This window comes from Marinomonas atlantica (assembly GCF_001639725.1).
Taxonomy (GTDB): domain Bacteria; phylum Pseudomonadota; class Gammaproteobacteria; order Pseudomonadales; family Marinomonadaceae; genus Marinomonas; species Marinomonas atlantica.
Genome location: NZ_LTAW01000001.1, coordinates 15,914 through 36,813 on the forward strand (window position 1 = coordinate 15,914; position 20,900 = coordinate 36,813).

The window sequence follows — 20,900 nt, forward strand, 5'->3', positions numbered from 1 at the left end:
ACGTCTAGCTTATTTGCTTTGACGGAACTGCTGGATAGTACGTAGACGCGCTACGGCTTCCGCCAATTCAGCCGTTGCACGGCTAATATCCAAATCAGCATGTTGCTGATCCAACAGATCTTGAGCATGTTTCTTCGCTTCAAGTGCTGCCGCTTCATCAAGGTCGTTCGCACGAACAGCGGTATCTGCTAAGACAGTTACACGATGAGGCTGTACTTCTAGGAAGCCGCCTGATACGAAAATAATTTCTTCGTCACCGTTTTGCTTAACCACACGAACAGGGCCTGGTTGCAATGTAGTCAACAAAGGCGCATGACCTGGGTAAACACCTAGATCGCCATAACTACCTGCAGCCACAAGAGTCTCAACAGAACCTGAGAAGATCTCTTGTTCAGCGCTTACGATATCGCATTGTACCGTGATAGCCATAAGTTGCCTCTTTTCAGTCAGGCTTTGTCAGTGAGCCGAGGCTCACTGACACTGCGTGGATTAAAGTTTCTTAGCTTTCTCTACAGCTTCGTCGATGCTACCGATCATGTAGAACGCTTGCTCTGGAAGCTCGTCGAATTCGCCGTTAAGGATGCCTTGGAAGCCACGGATAGTGTCTTTCAAAGAAACGTATTTACCAGGAGAACCAGTGAATACTTCCGCTACGAAGAAAGGCTGAGACAAGTAACGTTGGATCTTACGAGCACGGTTTACAGTCTGTTTATCTTCTTCAGAAAGCTCGTCCATACCCAAGATCGCGATGATGTCTTTCAGCTCTTTGTAGCGCTGAAGAACCATCTGTACGCCACGTGCTACGTCGTAGTGCTCTTGACCAATTACAAGTGGGTCAAGCTGACGTGAAGTAGAGTCCAATGGATCGATCGCAGGGTAGATACCCAAAGATGCGATGTCACGAGACAATACAACCGTTGCGTCCAAATGCGAGAACGTTGTCGCTGGAGACGGGTCAGTCAAGTCATCGGCAGGTACGTATACCGCTTGTACAGACGTGATAGAACCTGTCTTAGTAGACGTGATACGTTCTTGAAGCACACCCATCTCTTCTGCAAGAGTTGGCTGGTAACCTACCGCAGAAGGCATACGACCTAGCAGTGCTGATACTTCAGTACCCGCTAGTGTGTAACGGTAGATGTTGTCGACGAAGAATAGTACGTCACGGCCTTCATCACGGAATTTCTCCGCCATGGTTAGACCTGTCAATGCTACACGTAGACGGTTACCTGGTGGCTCGTTCATCTGACCGTATACTAGAGATACTTTGTCGATTACGTTCGAGTCAGTCATCTCATGGTAGAAATCGTTACCCTCACGAGTACGCTCACCAACACCTGCGAATACAGAGTAACCGCTGTGCTCGATCGCGATGTTACGGATAAGCTCCATCATGTTTACGGTTTTACCTACACCGGCACCACCAAACAGACCAACTTTACCACCTTTCGCGAAAGGACAAACAAGGTCGATTACCTTGATACCTGTTTCAAGCAATTCGTTGCTTGAAGACTGCTCAGCGTATGAAGGAGCTGAACGGTGGATAGACCAACGTTCTTCTTCACCGATGGCTCCTTTTTCATCAATAGGGTTACCTAGAACGTCCATGATGCGACCTAGAGTCTTAGTACCAACAGGTACCAACACTGGGTTACCAGTGCTTTGAACTTCTAGTCCACGCTTCATACCTTCGGTAGAACCCATGGCGATAGTACGTACAATACCGTCACCTAGTTGTTGTTGAACTTCCAACACCAACTCTTTTCCCTCAATAGTAAGGGCGTCGTATACTTTTGGCACGCTATCACGTGGGAATTCCACGTCGATAACCGCACCGATGATCTGTACGATTTGTCCGCTACTCATGTTCGGATCCTCTTAATACCTAAATACCTTAAACCGCTGCCGCGCCGCCAACAATCTCAGAAATTTCCTGAGTAATGGCTGCCTGACGTGCCTTGTTGTACACCAACTGCAATTCATTAATGATATCGCCCGCGTTGTCCGTTGCGTTTTTCATAGCCAGCATTCGAGCGGCTTGTTCACACGCAATATTTTCAACAACGGCTTGGTATACCTGAGATTCTATGTAACGAACCAGTAGATCATTTAAGATCTCAACTGCATCAGGTTCGTACAGGTAATCCCAGTGGTGCTTCAGTTCTGCATTTTCTTCTGCTTGTAGCGGCAAAAGTTGCTCGACACATGGTTTCTGAGTCATGGTGTTAACAAATTCGTTAGACACCAAAACTAGACGGTCGATGCGACCTTCATCAAACGCATCCAACATAACCTTCACACTACCAACCAAACGTGATGCTTCTGGTGCATCGCCTAGGCCAGTTACTGCTGCAGATACATTACCACCGTAGTTTTTGAAGAAAGACACCGCTTTTGAGCCAACGGCACAGATCTCAACTTCGACCCCTGCTTCGACAAATTGCTTCATATCTTTTATAGCCGCTTTAAACGCGTTAACGTTCAAGCCACCACACAAACCACGGTCACTGGATACGATGACGTAACCAACTCGCTTGATTTCACGCTCGGTTAGGTAACGGTGCTTATACTCAGGATTCGCGTTTGCCAAGTGACCAATCACTTGACGAATGCGATCTGCATACGGACGAGAAGAGGCCATACGATCCTGAGCTTTACGCGTTTTACTAGCGGCTACTTTTTCCATAGCACGCGTAATTTTTCGCGTATTGTTAATGCTCCCAATCTGAGCGCGTATCTCTTTTCCGACTGCCATATTAGACCTGCCCTTGTGAGAATGTTAATTCACAAACTGCAGAGATGATTGGTGGCCAGCAAGCCAGCCACCCAATCATTACCAAGTTTGTGTAGCTTTAAACTTCTCAATCGCTGACTTGAAAGTACCTGCGATTTCGTCGTTGTAATTACCAGACTTGTTAATGTCTTGCATCATGGCAGCGTGTTCGCTGTTCATGTAGCTCAACAATGAACTTTCAAAGCTAGCAATTTTGCTTGTTTCAACATCTGCAAGGAAGCCTTCATTGGCAGCGTAAAGGATTACGCCCATGTCACCTACTGACATTGGACTGAATTGCGGTTGCTTCATCAATTCAGTTACTTGCTTACCGTGCTCAAGTTGCTTACGAGTCGCATCATCAAGGTCAGAAGCGAACTGAGCAAACGCAGCCAATTCACGGTACTGAGCAAGAGCAAGACGAATACCACCGCCCAACTTCTTGATGATTTTAGTTTGCGCTGCGCCACCTACACGAGAAACCGAGATACCAGCGTTCATTGCAGGACGGATGCCGGCGTTGAATGAGCTTGTTTCAAGGAAGATCTGACCATCGGTGATAGAGATAACGTTCGTTGGTACAAACGCTGATACGTCACCACCTTGAGTCTCGATGATAGGTAGAGCTGTCAAAGAACCAGTTTGGCCTTTAACTTCACCGTTAGTGAACTTTTCTACATACTCAGCGCTTACACGTGATGCACGCTCTAGAAGACGAGAGTGCAAGTAGAATACGTCACCTGGGTAGGCTTCACGACCTGGTGGACGACGTAGTAGCAATGAGATTTGACGGTAAGCCCAAGCTTGTTTCGTCAAGTCATCAAATACGATCAACGCATCTTCACCGCGGTCACGGAAGTATTCGCCCATAGAACAACCAGAGTATGGTGCTAGGAACTGCATCGCTGCTGGGTCAGATGCACCCGCTGCAACGATAGTCGTGTATTCCAATGCGCCATGCTCTTCTAGCTTACGTACTACGTTAGCGATAGTAGACTGCTTTTGACCAATCGCAACGTACACACATTTAATGCCAGAATCTTTCTGGGCAATAATAGTGTCAATTGCTAGAGCTGTCTTACCAATCTGACGGTCACCGATGATCAACTCACGTTGACCACGACCGATTGGCACCATAGAGTCGATTGCTTTGTAACCAGTTTGCACTGGCTGATCAACACCCTGACGAGCGATTACACCAGGTGCAACCTTCTCTACTGCGTCAGTTAGTTTCGCTTCAACTGGGCCTTTGCCGTCAATTGGGTTACCAAGTGCGTCTACAACGCGACCTAGTAGCTCTGGGCCTACTGGTACTTCAAGAATACGACCAGTACATTTTGCTTTTTGACCTTCTACAAGGTCTTGGTAGTTACCAAGTACTACGGCACCGACAGAGTCACGCTCTAGGTTCAATGCCATACCAAAGATACCACCAGGGAACTCAATCATTTCCCCGTACATTACGTCAGCTAGACCGTGGATCAATACGATACCGTCTGCAACGCTGACAATTGTGCCCTCATTCTGGGCATCTGAAGTCACATCAAGTGTTTCGATGCGCTTCTTAATGATCTCGCTGATCTCAGATGGATTCAGTTGCTGCATGCTAAATTCCTCAACCCTGGTTTCGCGAATGAAACCTTAGGAGTTTATCGCTTCGGCCAGTTTCGCCAGTTTTCCGCGTACTGAACCGTCGATGATTAAATCACCGGTACGGATTACCACGCCACCAATAAGGCTTGCGTCTGTTTCACTGGTTAAGTTGATCTGACGATCTAACTTTTGACCCAGTGAAGCGGCCAGTGTTTGCTCTTGTTCAGCTGATAAAGCATAGGCAGATGTCACTACAACATTTACCGCTTTTTCATAGTTCAGCTTGAACTGCTCAAATAACTCAGAAATCGCTGAAAGAAGCGTCAAACGCTTATTTACAGCAAGACTTAGCAAATATGCTTTACCTTGCTCAGTGATCACTTCGTTGCACACTTCCGCTAGAGCTGCTGCCTTCTCTTGCGCACTAAAAGCTGGGTTTTGAAGCGCAGTACTTAGCTTTGACTCAGTTGTAGCAGTAGCCAATATGCTTAGCATATTGGCCCACTCAGCTACTTGGCCTTGCTCACGAGCTACTTCAAAAGCCGCTTTGGCGTATGGTCGCGCGACTGTTTTTAATTCAGCCATAGGACCCTCGCTTATAGCTCTTTGGCGAGTTGTTCAACGATCTCGCTGTGTGCTTTTTGGTCAACGCTGGCGCCCAAAATCTTCTCTGCACCGATAAGAGCTAGAGATGAAACTTGACTACGTAGTGCTTCTTTAGCACGTACAACGTCTTGTTCGATCTCTGACTGTGCGGCATCACGTAGGCGTTGGCCGTCTGTGATCGCTTGCTCTTTCGCTTCATCAATGATTTGGTTAGCACGTTTGTTGGCTTGTTCAATAATCTCGGCCGCTTGTTCCTTGCTTTCACGCAATGTTTGAGTAGCTTTTTCTTGAGCTAGCTCTAGATCACGTGAAGCGCGGTTAGCTGCTTCCAAACCGTCTGCTATTTTCTTGCTACGCTCTTCGAGCGCAGCAATTACTGGTGGCCACACGAACTTCATGCAGAACCACACAAAAATAGCAAACGAGATAGCTTGGCCTATTAGTGTGAGATTAATATTCACGCAAATATCCTCGCTCTAGTCGTTCAAAATTAATAGATCACTTCAATGTAAAGCGACGTATTAGCCAGCAACCTGAGCAACGAATGGGTTTGCGAAAGTGAAGAACAATGCAATACCAACACCGATCATAGTTACGGCGTCAAGAAGACCCGCTACGATGAACATTTTAACTTGCAGCATTGGAACCATTTCTGGTTGACGCGCAGCGCCTTCCAAGAATTTACCACCAAGTAGACCAAAACCAATCGCAGTACCTAGGGCACCAAGACCGATAAGAAGGGCTACAGCAACAGCGGTTAGACCAACTACAGTTTCCATTTTAACTCCTAATTTTCACAGTTTTTAAGATTTCAAGGTTTTAATAAATCGTTTTAACAACGCGATCTTAGTGATCTTCGTGCGCCATACTCAGGTAAACAATTGTCAGCATCATAAAGATGAATGCTTGCAATACGATTACTAGAATGTGGAAGATCGCCCAAGGCACAGACAGAGCCCATTGAATGCCCCAAGGCAAGATCGCGATCAAGATGAAGATCAATTCACCAGCATACAAGTTACCGAAAAGTCGTAATGCTAGAGAAACAGGTTTAGCCAATAGACCTACACCTTCAAGTAATAAGTTGAATGGAATCATCCACTTACCGAAAGGTTGCAATGTCAATTCGCCAACAAATCCGCTCACGCCTTTCACTTTGATGCTGTAGTAAATGATCAAAATGAAGACTGAAATAGACATACCAAGTGTCGCGTTAAGATCTGTTGTAGGTACCACACGGAAGTATGGAACCCCCAACAAAGACGCTAAATGAGGTAAAAAGTCGACCGGTACTAAGTCCATCGTGTTCATCAAGAACACCCAAACAAAAATCGTCAATGCCAAAGGCGCGATGACTTTGTTCTTACCATGGAACGTTTCTTTAACGCTCTGGTCAACGAATTCCACCATCAGCTCAACGAAGTTCTGAAGACCAGAAGGGGTATCAACAGATACTTTCTTCGCCGCTTTACGGAATAACCAAAGGAACAGGATACCTAGGCCGATCGAGAACAACATTGTGTCCAGGTGAATCGCCCAGAACCCCATTGCCGCAGCTTCTTCAGCACCGTGAGCAATACCCCACGTACCATCAGGATGTTGACCATAGGTCAAATTCTGAAGGTGATGCTGAATGTAGCTTGACGCTGTGAGATTTTCACTTGCCATATTTACATCCACACTCTTTCAATGATTAAAACCGTTACCTTTGTTGCTAATACCTTAGCAACAAAGGGCTGAGCCAATGGCTCAAAATTGCAACACCGAAGCCGGCAAATAACGCGCCGGCAGCAATTGGCTTTATAAAAATAAAGACAGCTGAAAGTAAGATAGCCGTCAATACCAATTTACCTGCTTCACCTCGGTAAAATGACTTCACTACGTCTTGCGCAGCTCTCGTCCCAGCATGACCAAACACACGCCATGCCATATATAAACTTGGAAGTACGCTGGCTAACGCTCCTGCTAAAAAGGAGTAGGCGTGTAGACCATCGTAAATCATATAAATTCCAACACTGAGGCAAAAAACTAACACGAGTTGTGTTGCAATAAAGCGAAACACGGCGCGTTTTTTTGCGGCTAATAAAGCACTCGCCTTGAGCGGCTTAGTATGAGCCATTAATTACCCCTAGCTGACGCACAATTATGATGCATTTAAATACGCACACAATGTGATCAAATTTAAAATCCGACGCATTATATGGGTTATATTAAGGCGGTTCAATACAAACGCGGCACAGAAAGTGCACTATTAGTCTAATGTCGATTATTTTAGTGCTTTAACGCACCAAATTTGCAGCTATACCCCAAAAAACTCATTCATCATCGCTTCTAAATGCGCTTGATCTCGATATTCGATGACTAATTTTCCCTTCCCTTTAGCACTTGGTTGCACCTTCACGCTAGAATTAATTTTTTCTGCAATCTTAGAAGCATGCTCCGAGAAGTCTGGTAGCGCCTTTTTCGCCTGCTCTTCGACTGGCGTTTGATAAGACTTCACTAATTTCTCTGTCTCTCGAACAGAAAGTGACTGAGTGATCACGACGGATGCCGCTTGCGGCTGAAGCTCAGTATCAAGCCCTAATAGAGCTCGGGCATGCCCCATTTCAATGTCACCATGCTCTAATAAACGACGTACGTCAGGCGATAAATTCAACAAACGAAGAAGGTTTGCAACGGCAGAACGTGACTTACCGACCGTATCAGCGACTTGTTGCTGTGTAAGCTTAAATTCGTCCACCAAACGCTGAAGGGCCATAGCCTCTTCAACTGGGTTCAAGTCTTCTCGTTGGATGTTTTCGATTAACGCTAAAACAATGGCATCAGAATCTTCTACGTGACGGACTATCACCGGCACTTTATCTAGACCAGCGATTTTAGCGGCACGCCAACGACGTTCACCGGCAATGATTTCGTAGTTTTGTTCGCTAATTGGACGCACAACAATCGGCTGCATGATACCTTGATTACGAATCGAGTTCGCCAGTTCATCCAACTGATTGGGGTTCATGTCGCGACGTGGCTGGAATTTACCTTTGCTCAGCCAATCAACGGGTAAGTACGTTAGCCCTTGAACAACATTATCAGTTATTTCAATGGCGTCACCGCTAGTTATATCTTGAGCAGGTGCCGCTTTCGGCGCCAACAAAGCATCTAATCCGCGACCTAATCCACGCTTTTTCATCGTCATTCCAATCAAACCTTTTAACTGTTTAAGCGGCGACCGCACGCTTACGAATAAACTCGCCAGCCAACGCTAAATACGCGACAGCGCCTCGAGACTGCTTCTCGTATTGTAATACTGGCAAACCATAGCTCGGCGCCTCGGCTAAACGGATATTGCGAGGAATGACCGTATCAAACACTTTATTCCCAAAATGCTCGACAAGTTGTGTCGACACATCATGCGTCAAGCTTGGACGTGGGTCATACATAGTTCGTAATATACCTTCGATCTCCAATGCTGGATTCAAGGCCGTTGAAATTGTTTCGATGGTTTGTAATAAGGCCGTTAACCCTTCCAAAGCATAGTATTCACATTGCACAGGAATGAGCACACCCTGAGCTGCCGCCAATGCGTTCACTGTCAACATGTTCAGTGAAGGCGGACAGTCTAGTAAGATATAGTCGAATTCATTTTCAACTTCATATAAACCCGCACGTAAACGCGTCTCTTTGCTTGGCAAGTCCAATAATACGACTTCAGCACCAGTCAAATCACCGTTAGCGGGTAATACAGTGAAGCCAGCGGTTTCACTGTATACCATAGTCTCTTTAACGCCATGGGTTCCAACTAAGACATCATACACGGATCCTTCGAGCTCATCTTTCAATAAGCCACTACCGGTAGTGGCATTACCCTGCGGGTCGAGATCAATCAAGAGCACGCGACGCTTCATTGCACCCAGTGAAGCGGCTAAGTTAACACAGGTTGTGGTTTTGCCTACGCCACCTTTCTGATTGGTCACTGCGATGATACGCGCCATAGTCTTACTATCCTTTGCGGGTCATAATCACCATATGTCGCTCGGCGTCAATGGTGGGAACACTCAATGGTTTAATCTCTTTTACCGTTACTGTATCTGGTAGGTTTTCCAACTCATCGTCTGGATAGACACCTTTCATGGCTAAAAAATTCCCTTTTGCAGAAGGCAATGGTAAGCACCAATTAATCATGTCTTCAAGTGATGCGAATGCACGAGAAGTAACATGATCGTATGCGCCTTGGTTAGCATGATTTTCAACACGTTCATTCGCAACGGTAACGTTGGCCAACCCCATTTCCATTTTCACTTGGGTAAGGAAACGTGTTTTTTTACCATTACTGTCCAACAAGGTAAAATCATGCTCTGGTAAACAAATTGCCAATATCATGCCAGGTAAGCCTGGGCCGGTACCAACATCGATAATTTTTTTACCGGTAATAAAAGGCAATGTTGCAAGACTATCCAGTAGATGTAGCGACACCATTTTGTCCGTGTCGCGGATAGCAGTAAGATTGTACGCCTTGTTCCACTTCTCAAGAAGTCCTAGGTATTGAACAAGGCGTTCAACAGTTTCATCAGATAACGAGATGCCCATTTGTTCGGCACCTCGTTTGAGGGTATCAAAATAACTCACAGTCGTTCCTAGAAATGCATACTATTGGCTGCTGATTCTAGGCACTTTTGTGGCTTATGGCACGTTTTTTCAAATGTACTAAGAGTAAAGATATCGCCGCCGGTGTAATGCCTTGAATACGAGATGCTGCTGCAAGCGTAGCCGGACGTGCCGCTTCAAGCTTTTGCTTCACCTCATTCGACAAGCCATCAATGATGGAATAATCCATATTTTCTGGCAGCGCAGTATTTTCTTGACGACGCAAACGCTCAATATCTTCAGCTTGACGAGAAATATACCCTGCATACTTTACTGAAATCTGAACCTGCTCAGCTACTTGTTCATCAACTGGCTGCTCTGGTGCATTTTTCAAATTCGCTACATCTGAATATTCCACGCCAGGACGCTTTAGCAAGTCGAGTAAGTTGTACTCATGGGAAATCGGTGTTTCCAGTTTAGGATTAATCGATTCCGCTTCCGGTGTATTCGGTACAATCCAAGCTGACTTCATACGTTGAGTTTCAAGCTCGATAGCTTCACGCTTCTTGTTGAATGCAGCCCAACGTTCTTCTGATACCAAACCTAATTGATGGCCTTTTTCAGTCAATCGCAAGTCAGCATTGTCTTCACGAAGAATTAAACGGTATTCGGCGCGACTGGTAAACATACGGTAAGGTTCATCAGCCCCCATGGTGATTAAGTCATCGACCAATACGCCTAAATACGCCTCATCACGACGTGGTGTCCAAGGCTCTTTACCTTGTGCCTGCAATGCAGCATTCATCCCAGCTAATAAGCCTTGAGCACCCGCTTCTTCATAACCTGTTGTGCCATTAATCTGGCCAGCGAAGTACAAACTTTCCATGTGTTTAGTTTCAAGTGAATACTTTAAATCTTGCGGATTGAAGAAATCGTACTCAATGGCATAACCAGGTCGCGTGATATGCGCATTTTCCAAGCCTTTCATAGAGCGAATCAAATCCAACTGCACATCGAATGGCAGTGACGTCGAAATACCATTTGGATAAAGCTCGTGCGTCGTTAATCCTTCCGGCTCAATGAATACTTGGTGAGAGTTTTTATCGGCAAACCGCACAATCTTGTCTTCGATAGATGGGCAGTAACGTGGTCCTACCCCATCTATTACACCTGCGTACATAGGTGAACGATCCATACCTGAACGAATGATGTCATGTGTTTGTTCATTGGTATGTGTAATAAAGCAATTTATTTGCTCTGGATGCAAAGCACGGCTGCCCATGTAAGACATTACCGGAGTAATGTCATCTCCAGGCTGAGCTTGCATGACTGAAAAATCGACAGTACGAGCATCAATACGTGGAGGCGTTCCGGTTTTCAAGCGGTCAATGCGAAATGGCAGAGCACGTAACTTTTCCGCTAAGCCAATGGAAGCAGGATCTCCTGCTCGCCCACCTGAGTAATTCTGCATACCTACATGAATAATACCGCCTAAAAATGTGCCAGTCGTCATGATGACTGTTTTACTTAGAAAACGAATACCACTCTGAGTAATAACGCCACGAGCAGCGCCGTTTTCAACAATCAGATCTTCACATGATTGTTGGAACAGCCATAAATTTTCTTGGTTTTCTAACGTATATCTAACAGCCGCTTTATAAAGAATTCGATCGGCTTGAGCACGTGTTGCACGAACTGCAGGTCCTTTTCGGCTGTTTAATGTACGAAATTGGATGCCAGCCTTATCCGTAGCTAGAGCCATCACGCCATCCAAGGCATCAATTTCTTTAACCAAGTGGGACTTCCCGATACCACCAATCGCTGGGTTACAAGACATCTGTCCCAACGTTTCAATATTGTGAGTAAGTAAAAGGGTTTTTACACCCATGCGAGCTGCAGCAAGAGCGGCTTCGGTACCAGCATGGCCACCACCGACCACAATCACATCAAAGTGAGTTGGGAAATCCACACGAACCTCGGGTAATGAATAAAAAATGAACAGTTGATCTAACAGGGCGCTTAGTATATCGAGTAAATTCCAAATTGAAAGAGACCTTTCAGTCCAATTACCCGGTCATCAATAATAGTATAAATAGGTTATATATGATTTTTTTATGTTTAAGTTATTTATATAGCAAGACAAATTCTGTTATTAACTTATAAAAATCTATATATATCATAACCTTATTCACATAATAACATGTTAAGTTCGCACCTATAATCCTGTGGTGTGGATAATCAATTGCTGTGCATAAATGTGTTAGTTATACATACCGTTTTTATAGTGACCTACTTGTGCAAAACTGTGCAAAACTTCTTATGGACTTATTACCGTATTTGTCCACAAGCTAATTTTACAATTCAAATGTTTATAACCTACTAATATTGTTAATAATTACTTGTTTTTTTGGTTATACATACAGCAAAAATATAAAATTTTAATCCACAGGCAAAAAAGTTAATTTTTTCATCATCTTCATATTTTTTACGCAATAATTTTGTGAATAAAGTTTCTTGACAGCCAATCAGGTCTTTTACCATAGCCATGTGCATAACCTATTTAACGATGCATGTTGCGAAAATGTGTATAACCAACTATTTTTAGACGGCTGGTCTAATTTAGAGGAATGTTAATGGAAGTACTTCAAAGCCGACGCGGTCGACCGAAACGAAATGATTTGAGTTACCGTGATACAAAGGATGCGTTGTTACAGGCTGGCTTAGTTTGGCTGACCCAAAACGGTTTTCATGGAACAGGATTGGAGCCGATGCTGCGATTTGCAGAAGTACCTAAAGGGTCTTTCTACCATTACTTTGATAGCAAAGAAGTATTTGCTCTAGCTGTACTCGAACGATACAGGCATTACTTTGAAAATAAGCTTGATCGCTATTTACTGGATGATGATGTATCTCCAATAACGCGATTGCGTAACTTTATAGACTCGGCCAAAGCCGGTATGGAGAAATACGCTTATAAACGTGGCTGTTTAGTGGGTAACCTAGAGCAAGAAGCCAATGCATTGCCTGAGACAATCCGCTTAGCAGTGCTTGCCACTTATCAAAGTTGGCAGAGTAAAGTGGCAGACTGCCTAACGTTGGCTCAACAGCAAGGGTTATTAGCTCATGATGCAGATGTCGATGAGTTAGCACATGTTTTTTGGATTAGTTGGGAAGGTGCTGTGGCGCGGGCTAGATTACTGCAGTCCAGTGGACCACTGATTCAGTTTGAAAAATTCTATTTAGCGGGCTTGGCCCGTTAGAAATTTATCTATTTATAGACGACTGGTCTAATTAGGAGGACCGTAATGTTTAAAGCACTGGTTATAACGAAGGATGAACAAGGTTACCAAGCTCAGCTAAGTCAATTAGAAACAGCTGACTTACCGCAAGGAGACGTTCAGATTGCGGTTCGTGCAAGTACTCTAAACTACAAGGATGCCTTAGCGATTACAGGTAAATCGCCAGTGGTACGTCAATTTCCAATGGTGCCAGGGATTGATTTGGTTGGAGAGGTCGTGGCGACTGAAAGTGACCGTTTTCAAGTTGGTGATCAAGTCTTGTTAAACGGTTTCGGTGTAGGGGAAACTCATTGGGGCGGTCTAGCGGAACAAGCCAGTTTAAACAGTGACTGGTTGATTGCGTTACCCAGTGCATTCAGCGCCCCACAAGCCATGGCGATTGGTACTGCTGGCTATACGGCGATGCTCAGCGTGTTAGCGTTGGAAAAACATGGCATTACGCCCTCTCATGGTCCTGTTTTAGTTACTGGTGCCAACGGCGGTGTTGGCAGTTATGCGGTACGAATTTTAAGTAAATTAGGTTTTGAGGTCGTTGCCAGTACTGGACGACCACAAGAGTCGGAATACTTAAAGCAGCTGGGGGCGAGTGATGTGATTGATCGTGCTGAGTTATCCGAAGCTGGAAAGCCTTTGCAAAAAGAGCGTTGGGCCGGGGTGGTTGATTGTGTAGGCAGTCACACTTTAGCCAATGCATGTGCAAGTGTAAAATACGGCGGTGCGGTCACGGCATGTGGACTCGCGCAAGGCATGGATTTCCCTGCATCAGTGGCGCCGTTTATTCTTCGAGGGGTGACATTGTACGGTATCGATAGTGTGATGCGCCCATTGGCCGACCGCGAACAAGCATGGCAGCGTCTTGCCGAGCTATTAAATGCAGAGGATTTAGACCAGATTGGTGCAACGATTGGTTTAGAGGATGCCGTGGAATACGCGAACAAGCTTTTAGACGGAAGCGTTCGTGGTCGAGTGATAGTGTCGATTTAACGACATGTTAGAAAAACGCCCACCTTTGGCTGGTGGGCGTTAGCATTACTTCCCTATACAGAAAGAACCGAAGATGCGACCTAATAGATCGTCGCTGGTAAAAGCGCCAGTGATCTCACTAAGAGCTTGTTGCGCTTCTTTCAGGTCTTCTGCTAACAACTCCCCTGCACCATGCCCATGTAGCTGCTCAAAGCCTGCGTCAAGGAAGCTGTTGGCTTTTTGCAGTGCTTCTATATGGCGACGACGAGCGATAAAACCGCCTTCTGTGGTGCTGTCAAACCCCATCACGGTTTTTAGATGTGTGGATAAAGCATCAATTCCATCATTGGTTTTCGCCGATAACGAAATCACGGGCAGTCCGTTATATTCTTCATAGCCCGTGCTTTCTTTGGTTAGATCGACTTTGTTTCGGACCAGTGTTAGGTGATCTTTAGAGGTCAATTGCCCCATGAATTCTGGCCATATATCGTTCGGGTCATTGGAATTGACCGATTGGCTGTCGACCATCAACAGAATGCGATCAGCTTTATGGATTTCTTCCCAAGCACGCTGAATACCGATGCGCTCCACTTCGTCTGGGCTGTCGCGTAACCCAGCCGTATCAATGATGTGCAGTGGCATACCATCTAGATGAATATGCTCTCGCAGTACATCGCGAGTGGTGCCTTCTATCGACGTTACGATCGCAGAATCTTTGCCTGATAATGCGTTCAAAAGGCTCGATTTACCTGCATTCGGACGGCCTGCGATTACCACACTCATACCTTCACGTAGCAGTGCGCCTTGATTCGCCTCTTTCATCACGCTGTGCAGTTTATCGCGGATCTCTTGCAGCTGAGCCGCGACTTTACCATCCCCGATAAAATCGATTTCTTCTTCTGGAAAGTCGATTGCGGCTTCTACGTAAATACGCAAATAAATAAGGGCTTCCACCAGTTCATCAATGCGTTTGGAAAACGCACCTTGTAACGAGCGTAACGCGCATTTTGCTGCTTGTTCGGACGATGAATCGATTAAATCGGCAATGGCTTCAGCCTGTGTTAGGTCCATCTTGTCGTTCAAGAAAGCACGTTCTGAAAACTCACCAGGCCGGGCTAGGCGTGCACCAAGCTTCAGACAACGGCTTAACAACATATCAATAATAACAGGGCCACCATGGCCTTGTAGTTCGAATACGTCTTCACCGGTAAAAGAGTTAGGCCCTGGAAAGTAAAGCGCAATGCCCATATCCAGCTGCTCGCCTTGAGCGTCTTTAAATGGAACATAATGAGCATAACGAGGCGTTGGTTCAAAACCGATAATCGCCTGTGCAATTTCGAGACTTTTGGCGCCGGAAACTCGCACGATGCCGACACCGCCACGACCTGGAGCGGTGGCTTGCGCGACAATGGTATCTTGGTCGATGAGCTGCTGAAAATCTGACATAACGGCCTGTATAAACGATAAAAATAATATGCTTAGTGTAAGACTTTAATAACAAAAAGGCTTCCCGTAGGAAGCCTTTTTTAACAATGGAATAACGGGTAAATAACTAGCCGTTTTTCTCTATGTTCTTAGTGATCACGTATTGCTGGATGATCGAAAGCGTGTTGTTCACAACCCAGTACAGTACAAGACCTGATGGGAACCACAAGAAGAAGAACGTAAATGCGATCGGCATAATCTTCATGATGCGGGCTTGCATTGGGTCTGGAGGCGTCGGATTTAACGCTTGCTGACCTAGCATACTTAGACCCATTAGGATTGGCAGTACAAAGTAAGGATCCATCGCTGACAAGTCAGTGATCCATAGCATGAATGGCGCGTGGCGCAGCTCTACTGATTCCATCAAGACCCAGTAAAGGGATAGGAACACTGGCATTTGTACCAGAATTGGAAGACAACCACCCAAAGGATTGATCTTTTCTTTCTTGTACAACGTCATCATGGCTTGCGACATGGCTTGGCGATCATCGCCGTGCTGCTCACGTAGGCGTGCAAGCTCAGGACCAAACTTACGCATTTTGGCCATAGAGCGGTAACTTGCTGCAGACAGTTTGAAGAACAATGCCTTCACACAGACTACGATCAAGATAATCGCTACACCCCAGTTAATAACAACAGCTTGAATCGCCGTTAGTAACCAGAATAATGGTTGTGCTAACCACCACAACCAACCGTAATCTACGGTTAAATCTAGGTTTTCAGCGGTTGCGGCTAATTGATCTTGCAGTTTAGGACCCACGTAGAAAGTCGAACTTAGCGTGCCTTGCTGACCCGCTGGTACTTCAACAGCAGAACCTGTGAAACCGATTAGGTTAAAGCCATTGTTGTTTGTACGTGCGAACAAGGTAACTTTCTGTCCCTGCTCTGGAATCCAAGCCGATACGAAGTAGTGTTGCAGTAAAGCGACCCAACCCTTCGTTGTCGTGTCTTTAACAGGCTCTTCCGCCATGTCATCGAACGAAATTTTGTCGTATGGATTTTCTTCGTCAGAGATTGCACCACCAATAAACGGCTGCAAGCCCATATTCGTTGCTGTACTTGGGTCTTCACTGTTATCACGTTTGATTTGCGCAAACTGATTACCACGCCATGTTTCAGAGCTGGTGTTGTTTACGGTAATCAACTGACGGACGCTGTAAGTGCCACGTGTGAAAACGAAGGTTTTAGTGTAGCTAATGCCTTTGTCATCTGTGTAGTAAAGGTTTACATCCAGTGTGTTGTCGCCGTCTTCAAGAGTGTAAGACGTTTGCTCCGCACTGTATGTTGGTCTAGTACCGCTTGCATCTGGGCCGTCGCGTCCAATCAAACCACTTTGTGTTACATAAAGACGTTCTCCGCCATTATCTAAAATTACAAATGGCTCACTGCCATTGTTGGTTTTCATGTATTGCAACAAAGAGGCTTCAACCAAATCGCCACCCAATGGGTTGATTGCTACATCAAGAGTATCAGTCTTAACGTGAATCAGCTGGCCTTGAGCAACAGATGTTGCTTGATCTGGAATATCCGCATTACTCGCCGCTTGGGTAATCGAGTTTGCGCTTGGAAGATCGGAATCTGCATTAGTTGCTACAACCGTTTCACTTGGCGTGCTTGCAGATTGTGCTGTTGCAGCTGTGCCATAGTCTTGGTTCCACTGCAGGAACAGCAGGTAGCCACTGACAAACAGAGCTCCCCATAATAAGTAACGTCTGAAATCCATGGTATTCAACTAGTTTCTTTGGTTGGACGATGGAGGTGAAAACACCCGTTTTAAAATCACGCCGTATTAAACCAGCCTTTAGCTGATTTTTCAGCCTATTTCTGCGATGTCTTGCGTTGTTTTTGCTCAAAATTTGGCTTTTGGGCTTTCTTGGCCAGTTGCTTCCACGCTTTTTCTAAACGTTTGTGCAAATCTGGGTTGTCTACATCGCGAATGCCGTGGCGAGCTAGAAAAATGATATCTAAACCATTTAACAGGTCTTTCTGGTGACGGAAGGAATCGCGTACCACGCGTTTGATGCGGTTACGGCCTACGGCTCTCTTGTCTGTTTTCTTAGACACTATTAAGCCAAGACGTGCCTGACCTTCGTGTTTTCGAGCTAGTAAGAGAAATTCGCCAGCAAAGACTTTGGAGGAGGTGTCATTAAAGACGGATTGGTAGTCCCCGGCATTCAGGAGTCTGACCTGCCGGGGAAACATAAAGCGTGTCATCAAAGATTACGCGCTTAGAACCTTGCGACCGCGAGCACGGCGAGCCGCCAATACTTTACGACCGTTTTTTGTTGCCGAGCGAGCACGGAAACCGTGTGCGCGTTTACGTTTTAGTACGCTAGGTTGGAAAGTTCTTTTCATTTCAATTCTCTCACTGAATCAGTGTTCTGAGTGTGAGGGTTAGCGTCCGCCAAGCCTCTTAGTTTGATTACAAAATCAGGGCGCGGATTTTAGAGGGTTTACCGACACAATTCAATCCAACACAAGCTCTTTTCTGTAAATAAATTAACCACTCAATACATTAATAACTTACACACAACGTTATACCGAATGTGTGTGTAAAAAATAATTGTCATACTAAAAACTATGCACATTGGATTACATTAACTCTATAAAATATTTTATTAACAATAACTTGAGAGTGAAAATTGCTGTGCATAAAAATATTCCAAAGCGTTTGTTAATATGTGTATAAGTAGGTGTTTTATACACACGAGTCCTTGTTAATTCACTGCTGTGTATAAGTGATGTTGTTATTAACATTTTTTTATTTTCTATGATTTAAGCTCGATAATGCATTTTTTGTGGATAACTGCGTATGCTCACGCTAAAATCCCCCTCTTGTTTAAAATTTGTCGAATTTAAAACTCAATCAAGGAGAGCGTTTATCGTGTCTTTGCAGTATTGGGAGCGCTGTCTTGTTACCTTGCAGGAAGAGTTTTCCACATCACAGTTCAATACCTGGATTCGTCCGCTGCAAGCGCAAGCCGAGTCTAATGGGGATCTGTGCCTGTATGCTCCAAATCGTTTTGTGCTCGATTGGGTGACTAATAAGTATCAAGCGCGCATCAAAGAGTTGTTGTCTGAGTTTGCGGGAAATGAGCCGGCGCCAAGCCTAGTCTTGGCGGTACGCCAAAATAATTTCGTTAATCCTACTCCGCCACCACCTCAACAAGCGCCAGCGGCTAAAGCTCCAGAGCCTGCACCACGCTCTGGATCTCATTCGGAGCCTGTGTTCGAGTCAGGTTATAGTCCGGGTTTTAGCTTGATGGACCACAACGATCGCGACGGCCCAGAAATCGAATTCGAGGCACCGCTTAGTTTAGGCGACAATTATGTTCGCCCTGACCCAGAGCCTTATGAACAAGGTCAGTTGCCGCTTACCCCACCTAACCGCAAGGTTGAGGTTGAAGGAGGTATTAATCACGGTGCCAACTTAAATAACTCGTTTACCTTTGAAAACTTTGTTGAAGGTAAATCGAACCAACTTGCCCACGCGGCCGCACAACAAGTGGCTGAAAATCCGGGTGGCGCTTACAATCCGCTGTTTATTTACGGTGGTGTGGGCTTAGGTAAAACCCACTTAATGCAAGCTGTGGGCACAGAACTAATGCGCCACAACCCCAATGCTAAAGTTGTATATTTGCATTCAGAACGTTTTGTGGCAGATATGGTAAAAGCATTACAACTTAACGCGATTAACGATTTTAAGCGCTATTACCGTTCGGTTGATGCCTTATTAATCGACGATATTCAATTCTTTGCGGGTAAAGATCGAACCCAGGAAGAGTTTTTCCATACTTTTAATGCCTTACTTGAAGGTGGTCAGCAGATGATTTTGACCTGTGACCGTTACCCAAAAGAGATTCAAGGTTTAGAAGATCGTTTAAAGTCGCGCTTTGGTTGGGGTTTAACGGTAGCGATAGAGCCGCCGGAGCTTGAAACCCGTGTGGCGATTTTGATGCGTAAAGCTGAAGAAAGCGGTATTAAATTGTCCTATGATTCGGCATTCTTTATAGCACAAAAAATACGGTCAAATGTTCGTGAATTAGAAGGCGCTTTAAAGCGAGTGATTGCAAATTCTCACTTTACCGGTCGTTCCATCACGCCAGATTTTGTACGCGAGTCATTAAAAGACTTATTGGCCTTGCAGGACAAGTTAGTGAACATTGATAATATTCAGCGTATTGTCGCCGAATATTACAAAATTAAAATCAGTGACCTGCTGTCTAAACGTCGCAGTCGATCCGTTGCTCGTCCGCGTCAAGTCGCTATGTCGCTGGCAAAAGAGCTGACCAACCACAGTTTGCCGGAAATCGGCGATGCCTTTGGTGGTCGAGATCATACCACGGCGCTGCACGCGATTCGTAAGATAAAAGAGCTGCAGGATACGGATTCGGATATCCGTGAAGACTACAAGCAATTGATGCGCATTCTGACCACCTAATTGGTCTAAGACTTTGAATTAACGAGGAAAAGAATGAAATTTTCAGTCGTCCGCGAAACGCTCCTTAAACCGTTACAATTAGTAGCTGGTGTGGTTGAGCGTAAACAAACGATGCCAGTATTAGCCAATGTGTTGGTGGAAGTAAAAGATCAAACTCTGACATTGACGGGTTCAGACCTTGAGGTGGAACTGGTAGGTCGTGCGCAGCTAGATGAGTGCGAAGAAGGCCGCATCACCGTCCCTGCTCGTAAGTTAATGGACATTTGTAAAAGCTTGCCTGACAGTGCCGTGATCGAGTTTTCTGTCGATGAGTCAAAAGCCGTGATCCGCTCTGGTCGATCACGCTTTAGTTTGTCTACTTTACCTGCAGAAGAGTTTCCAAACATTCAGGACATGCAAGGTGAGCTTGTGGTTAAGATTCCACAAGGAAATGTACGTAAACTGATTGATCGCACTGGCTTTGCTATGGCAAACCAAGACGTACGTTATTACCTAAACGGTATGCTGTTTGAAGTGGCGGATGGTCAACTTCGTGCAGTGGCAACAGACGGTCATCGTCTTGCGACGGCGGTTGAAGATGCTCATGTACAAGGTGATCTGACGCAAGTCATCGTACCACGTAAAGGTGTGTTGGAGTTGAACCGCTTACTGAACGACTCAGAAGACGAAGTAGAATTGACCATTGGCTCGAATCATATTCGTGCTAACGTCGGCGATTATACCTTCACATCGAAGCTTGTTGACGGCAAGTTCCCTGATTATCACCGTGTTATTCCACGTAATAACGAGAAAACGGTCACAGCAGATCGCCTTGAGCTACGCCAAGTCTTCTTGCGTGCGTCGATTTTATCAAACGAGAAATACCGTGGCGTACGTTTGATTCTGTCAAATGGTATGTTGCAAGTGTTTGCTAACAACCCTGAGCAAGAAGAAGCCGAAGAATCTGTATTGGTTCAGTACCAAGGTGATAACCTTGAGGTTGGTTTTAACGTCGGCTACTTGCTGGATGTGCTGGGCGTTGTGAACTCTCAAGAAGTACGTATTTCCTTGAATGACTCTAACAGCAGCGCTTTGATTGAAGAAGGTCAAGGCCATGCATCGCAGTACGTTGTGATGCCAATGCGTTTGTAAACCCAATATAGAGGGTGCGCTCGCACCCTCT

Annotated in this window: 22 protein-coding genes; 4 read left to right on the forward strand and 18 right to left on the reverse strand. The window is 45.3% G+C overall.

Annotated elements, in window-relative coordinates; translation table 11 throughout:
- Nucleotides 1-9 precede the first annotated feature (9 nt).
- The 14 genes from AYW75_RS00075 to AYW75_RS18720 all read right to left on the reverse strand — a co-directional run bounded on the left by AYW75_RS00075 (nt 10) and on the right by AYW75_RS18720 (nt 12,097).
- Nucleotides 10-429 carry a F0F1 ATP synthase subunit epsilon gene (locus AYW75_RS00075; RefSeq protein WP_067093664.1) on the reverse strand — a complete coding sequence of 140 codons (420 nt, stop codon included), beginning with the start codon at nt 427-429 and terminating at the stop codon, nt 10-12.
- Between the two features lie 60 nt (nt 430-489).
- On the reverse strand, nt 490-1,866 hold the full coding sequence (atpD, locus tag AYW75_RS00080; RefSeq protein ID WP_067035528.1) for a F0F1 ATP synthase subunit beta: 1,377 nt from the start codon (nt 1,864-1,866) through the stop codon (nt 490-492).
- A 28-nt stretch (nt 1,867-1,894) separates the two neighbouring features.
- On the reverse strand, nt 1,895-2,755 hold the full coding sequence (gene atpG / locus AYW75_RS00085; protein WP_067093666.1) for a F0F1 ATP synthase subunit gamma: 861 nt from the start codon (nt 2,753-2,755) through the stop codon (nt 1,895-1,897).
- Between the two features lie 78 nt (nt 2,756-2,833).
- Nucleotides 2,834-4,378, reverse strand: coding sequence for a F0F1 ATP synthase subunit alpha (gene atpA / locus AYW75_RS00090; RefSeq protein ID WP_067093669.1), 1,545 nt, complete (start codon nt 4,376-4,378; stop codon nt 2,834-2,836).
- Nucleotides 4,379-4,414: 36 nt separating this feature from the next.
- On the reverse strand, nt 4,415-4,951 hold the full coding sequence (locus AYW75_RS00095; protein WP_067093672.1) for a F0F1 ATP synthase subunit delta: 537 nt from the start codon (nt 4,949-4,951) through the stop codon (nt 4,415-4,417).
- 11 nt (nt 4,952-4,962) lie between these two features.
- Complete coding sequence (locus AYW75_RS00100; RefSeq protein WP_067093675.1) at nt 4,963-5,433, reverse strand: F0F1 ATP synthase subunit B; 471 nt, start codon at nt 5,431-5,433, stop codon at nt 4,963-4,965.
- Between the two features lie 60 nt (nt 5,434-5,493).
- Nucleotides 5,494-5,751 carry a F0F1 ATP synthase subunit C gene (gene atpE / locus AYW75_RS00105; RefSeq protein WP_067035513.1) on the reverse strand — a complete coding sequence of 86 codons (258 nt, stop codon included), beginning with the start codon at nt 5,749-5,751 and terminating at the stop codon, nt 5,494-5,496.
- A gap of 67 nt (nt 5,752-5,818) precedes the next feature.
- A complete protein-coding gene (gene atpB, locus AYW75_RS00110) occupies nt 5,819-6,640 on the reverse strand; it encodes a F0F1 ATP synthase subunit A (protein WP_067035510.1) in 822 nt (273 codons plus the stop codon).
- Nucleotides 6,641-6,686: 46 nt separating this feature from the next.
- Nucleotides 6,687-7,091 (reverse strand): ATP synthase subunit I, encoded by a 405-nt coding sequence (locus AYW75_RS00115; RefSeq protein ID WP_067093677.1) that lies wholly within the window; start codon nt 7,089-7,091, stop codon nt 6,687-6,689.
- A 180-nt stretch (nt 7,092-7,271) separates the two neighbouring features.
- Nucleotides 7,272-8,162, reverse strand: coding sequence for a ParB/RepB/Spo0J family partition protein (locus tag AYW75_RS00120; protein WP_067093680.1), 891 nt, complete (start codon nt 8,160-8,162; stop codon nt 7,272-7,274).
- Between the two features lie 22 nt (nt 8,163-8,184).
- Nucleotides 8,185-8,958, reverse strand: coding sequence for a ParA family protein (locus tag AYW75_RS00125; protein ID WP_067093683.1), 774 nt, complete (start codon nt 8,956-8,958; stop codon nt 8,185-8,187).
- A 7-nt stretch (nt 8,959-8,965) separates the two neighbouring features.
- Nucleotides 8,966-9,592 carry a 16S rRNA (guanine(527)-N(7))-methyltransferase RsmG gene (gene rsmG, locus AYW75_RS00130; RefSeq protein ID WP_067093685.1) on the reverse strand — a complete coding sequence of 209 codons (627 nt, stop codon included), beginning with the start codon at nt 9,590-9,592 and terminating at the stop codon, nt 8,966-8,968.
- A gap of 37 nt (nt 9,593-9,629) precedes the next feature.
- Nucleotides 9,630-11,519 (reverse strand): tRNA uridine-5-carboxymethylaminomethyl(34) synthesis enzyme MnmG, encoded by a 1,890-nt coding sequence (gene mnmG / locus AYW75_RS00135; RefSeq protein ID WP_067093688.1) that lies wholly within the window; start codon nt 11,517-11,519, stop codon nt 9,630-9,632.
- A gap of 419 nt (nt 11,520-11,938) precedes the next feature.
- On the reverse strand, nt 11,939-12,097 hold the full coding sequence (locus AYW75_RS18720; RefSeq protein WP_156490784.1) for a hypothetical protein: 159 nt from the start codon (nt 12,095-12,097) through the stop codon (nt 11,939-11,941).
- An 86-nt stretch (nt 12,098-12,183) separates the two neighbouring features.
- On the opposite strand from AYW75_RS18720, the gene acuR reads away from it, so the two are divergent.
- On the forward strand, nt 12,184-12,810 hold the full coding sequence (gene acuR, locus AYW75_RS00140; protein WP_067093691.1) for an acrylate utilization transcriptional regulator AcuR: 627 nt from the start codon (nt 12,184-12,186) through the stop codon (nt 12,808-12,810).
- Between the two features lie 45 nt (nt 12,811-12,855).
- On the forward strand, nt 12,856-13,833 hold the full coding sequence (acuI, locus tag AYW75_RS00145; protein WP_067093693.1) for an acrylyl-CoA reductase (NADPH): 978 nt from the start codon (nt 12,856-12,858) through the stop codon (nt 13,831-13,833).
- A gap of 45 nt (nt 13,834-13,878) precedes the next feature.
- Here the strand turns inward: acuI and mnmE are convergent, their stop codons facing one another.
- The 4 genes from mnmE to rpmH form a co-directional block, all read right to left on the reverse strand.
- Entirely contained in the window at nt 13,879-15,258 is a 1,380-nt protein-coding gene (gene mnmE / locus AYW75_RS00150) for a tRNA uridine-5-carboxymethylaminomethyl(34) synthesis GTPase MnmE (protein WP_067093696.1), read from the reverse strand.
- Nucleotides 15,259-15,364: 106 nt separating this feature from the next.
- A complete protein-coding gene (yidC, locus tag AYW75_RS00155; RefSeq protein WP_067093698.1) occupies nt 15,365-17,020 on the reverse strand; it encodes a membrane protein insertase YidC in 1,656 nt (551 codons plus the stop codon).
- 95 nt (nt 17,021-17,115) lie between these two features.
- Nucleotides 17,116-17,499: a ribonuclease P protein component gene (gene rnpA / locus AYW75_RS00160; RefSeq protein ID WP_231886114.1), complete on the reverse strand. Its 384-nt coding sequence runs from the start codon at nt 17,497-17,499 to the stop codon at nt 17,116-17,118.
- 18 nt (nt 17,500-17,517) lie between these two features.
- Nucleotides 17,518-17,652, reverse strand: coding sequence for a 50S ribosomal protein L34 (gene rpmH, locus AYW75_RS18575; protein WP_082856320.1), 135 nt, complete (start codon nt 17,650-17,652; stop codon nt 17,518-17,520).
- A 529-nt stretch (nt 17,653-18,181) separates the two neighbouring features.
- On the opposite strand from rpmH, the gene dnaA reads away from it, so the two are divergent.
- The gene (gene dnaA / locus AYW75_RS00165; RefSeq protein ID WP_067093701.1) at nt 18,182-19,738 is read left to right on the forward strand and encodes a chromosomal replication initiator protein DnaA; all 1,557 of its coding nucleotides are present in this window, start codon (nt 18,182-18,184) and stop codon (nt 19,736-19,738) included.
- A 33-nt stretch (nt 19,739-19,771) separates the two neighbouring features.
- Entirely contained in the window at nt 19,772-20,869 is a 1,098-nt protein-coding gene (dnaN, locus tag AYW75_RS00170; protein ID WP_067035471.1) for a DNA polymerase III subunit beta, read from the forward strand.
- The last annotated feature ends 31 nt before the right edge of the window (nt 20,870-20,900 follow it).

Coding starts and splice junctions, on each gene's coding strand:
- AYW75_RS00125 (WP_067093683.1), bottom strand. CDS start 8,958: ATGGCGCGTATCATCGCAGTGACCAATCAGAAAGGTGGCGTAGGCAAA.
- atpG (WP_067093666.1), bottom strand. CDS start 2,755: ATGGCAGTCGGAAAAGAGATACGCGCTCAGATTGGGAGCATTAACAAT.
- rnpA (WP_231886114.1), bottom strand. CDS start 17,499: ATGTTTCCCCGGCAGGTCAGACTCCTGAATGCCGGGGACTACCAATCC.
- AYW75_RS00075 (WP_067093664.1), bottom strand. CDS start 429: ATGGCTATCACGGTACAATGCGATATCGTAAGCGCTGAACAAGAGATC.
- acuI (WP_067093693.1), top strand. CDS start 12,856: ATGTTTAAAGCACTGGTTATAACGAAGGATGAACAAGGTTACCAAGCT.
- AYW75_RS00095 (WP_067093672.1), bottom strand. CDS start 4,951: ATGGCTGAATTAAAAACAGTCGCGCGACCATACGCCAAAGCGGCTTTT.
- yidC (WP_067093698.1), bottom strand. CDS start 17,020: ATGGATTTCAGACGTTACTTATTATGGGGAGCTCTGTTTGTCAGTGGC.
- atpA (WP_067093669.1), bottom strand. CDS start 4,378: ATGCAGCAACTGAATCCATCTGAGATCAGCGAGATCATTAAGAAGCGC.
- rpmH (WP_082856320.1), bottom strand. CDS start 17,652: ATGAAAAGAACTTTCCAACCTAGCGTACTAAAACGTAAACGCGCACAC.
- AYW75_RS00115 (WP_067093677.1), bottom strand. CDS start 7,091: ATGGCTCATACTAAGCCGCTCAAGGCGAGTGCTTTATTAGCCGCAAAA.
- dnaN (WP_067035471.1), top strand. CDS start 19,772: ATGAAATTTTCAGTCGTCCGCGAAACGCTCCTTAAACCGTTACAATTA.
- acuR (WP_067093691.1), top strand. CDS start 12,184: ATGGAAGTACTTCAAAGCCGACGCGGTCGACCGAAACGAAATGATTTG.
- atpD (WP_067035528.1), bottom strand. CDS start 1,866: ATGAGTAGCGGACAAATCGTACAGATCATCGGTGCGGTTATCGACGTG.
- AYW75_RS18720 (WP_156490784.1), bottom strand. CDS start 12,097: ATGGCTATGGTAAAAGACCTGATTGGCTGTCAAGAAACTTTATTCACA.
- atpB (WP_067035510.1), bottom strand. CDS start 6,640: ATGGCAAGTGAAAATCTCACAGCGTCAAGCTACATTCAGCATCACCTT.
- atpE (WP_067035513.1), bottom strand. CDS start 5,751: ATGGAAACTGTAGTTGGTCTAACCGCTGTTGCTGTAGCCCTTCTTATC.
- mnmE (WP_067093696.1), bottom strand. CDS start 15,258: ATGTCAGATTTTCAGCAGCTCATCGACCAAGATACCATTGTCGCGCAA.
- AYW75_RS00120 (WP_067093680.1), bottom strand. CDS start 8,162: ATGACGATGAAAAAGCGTGGATTAGGTCGCGGATTAGATGCTTTGTTG.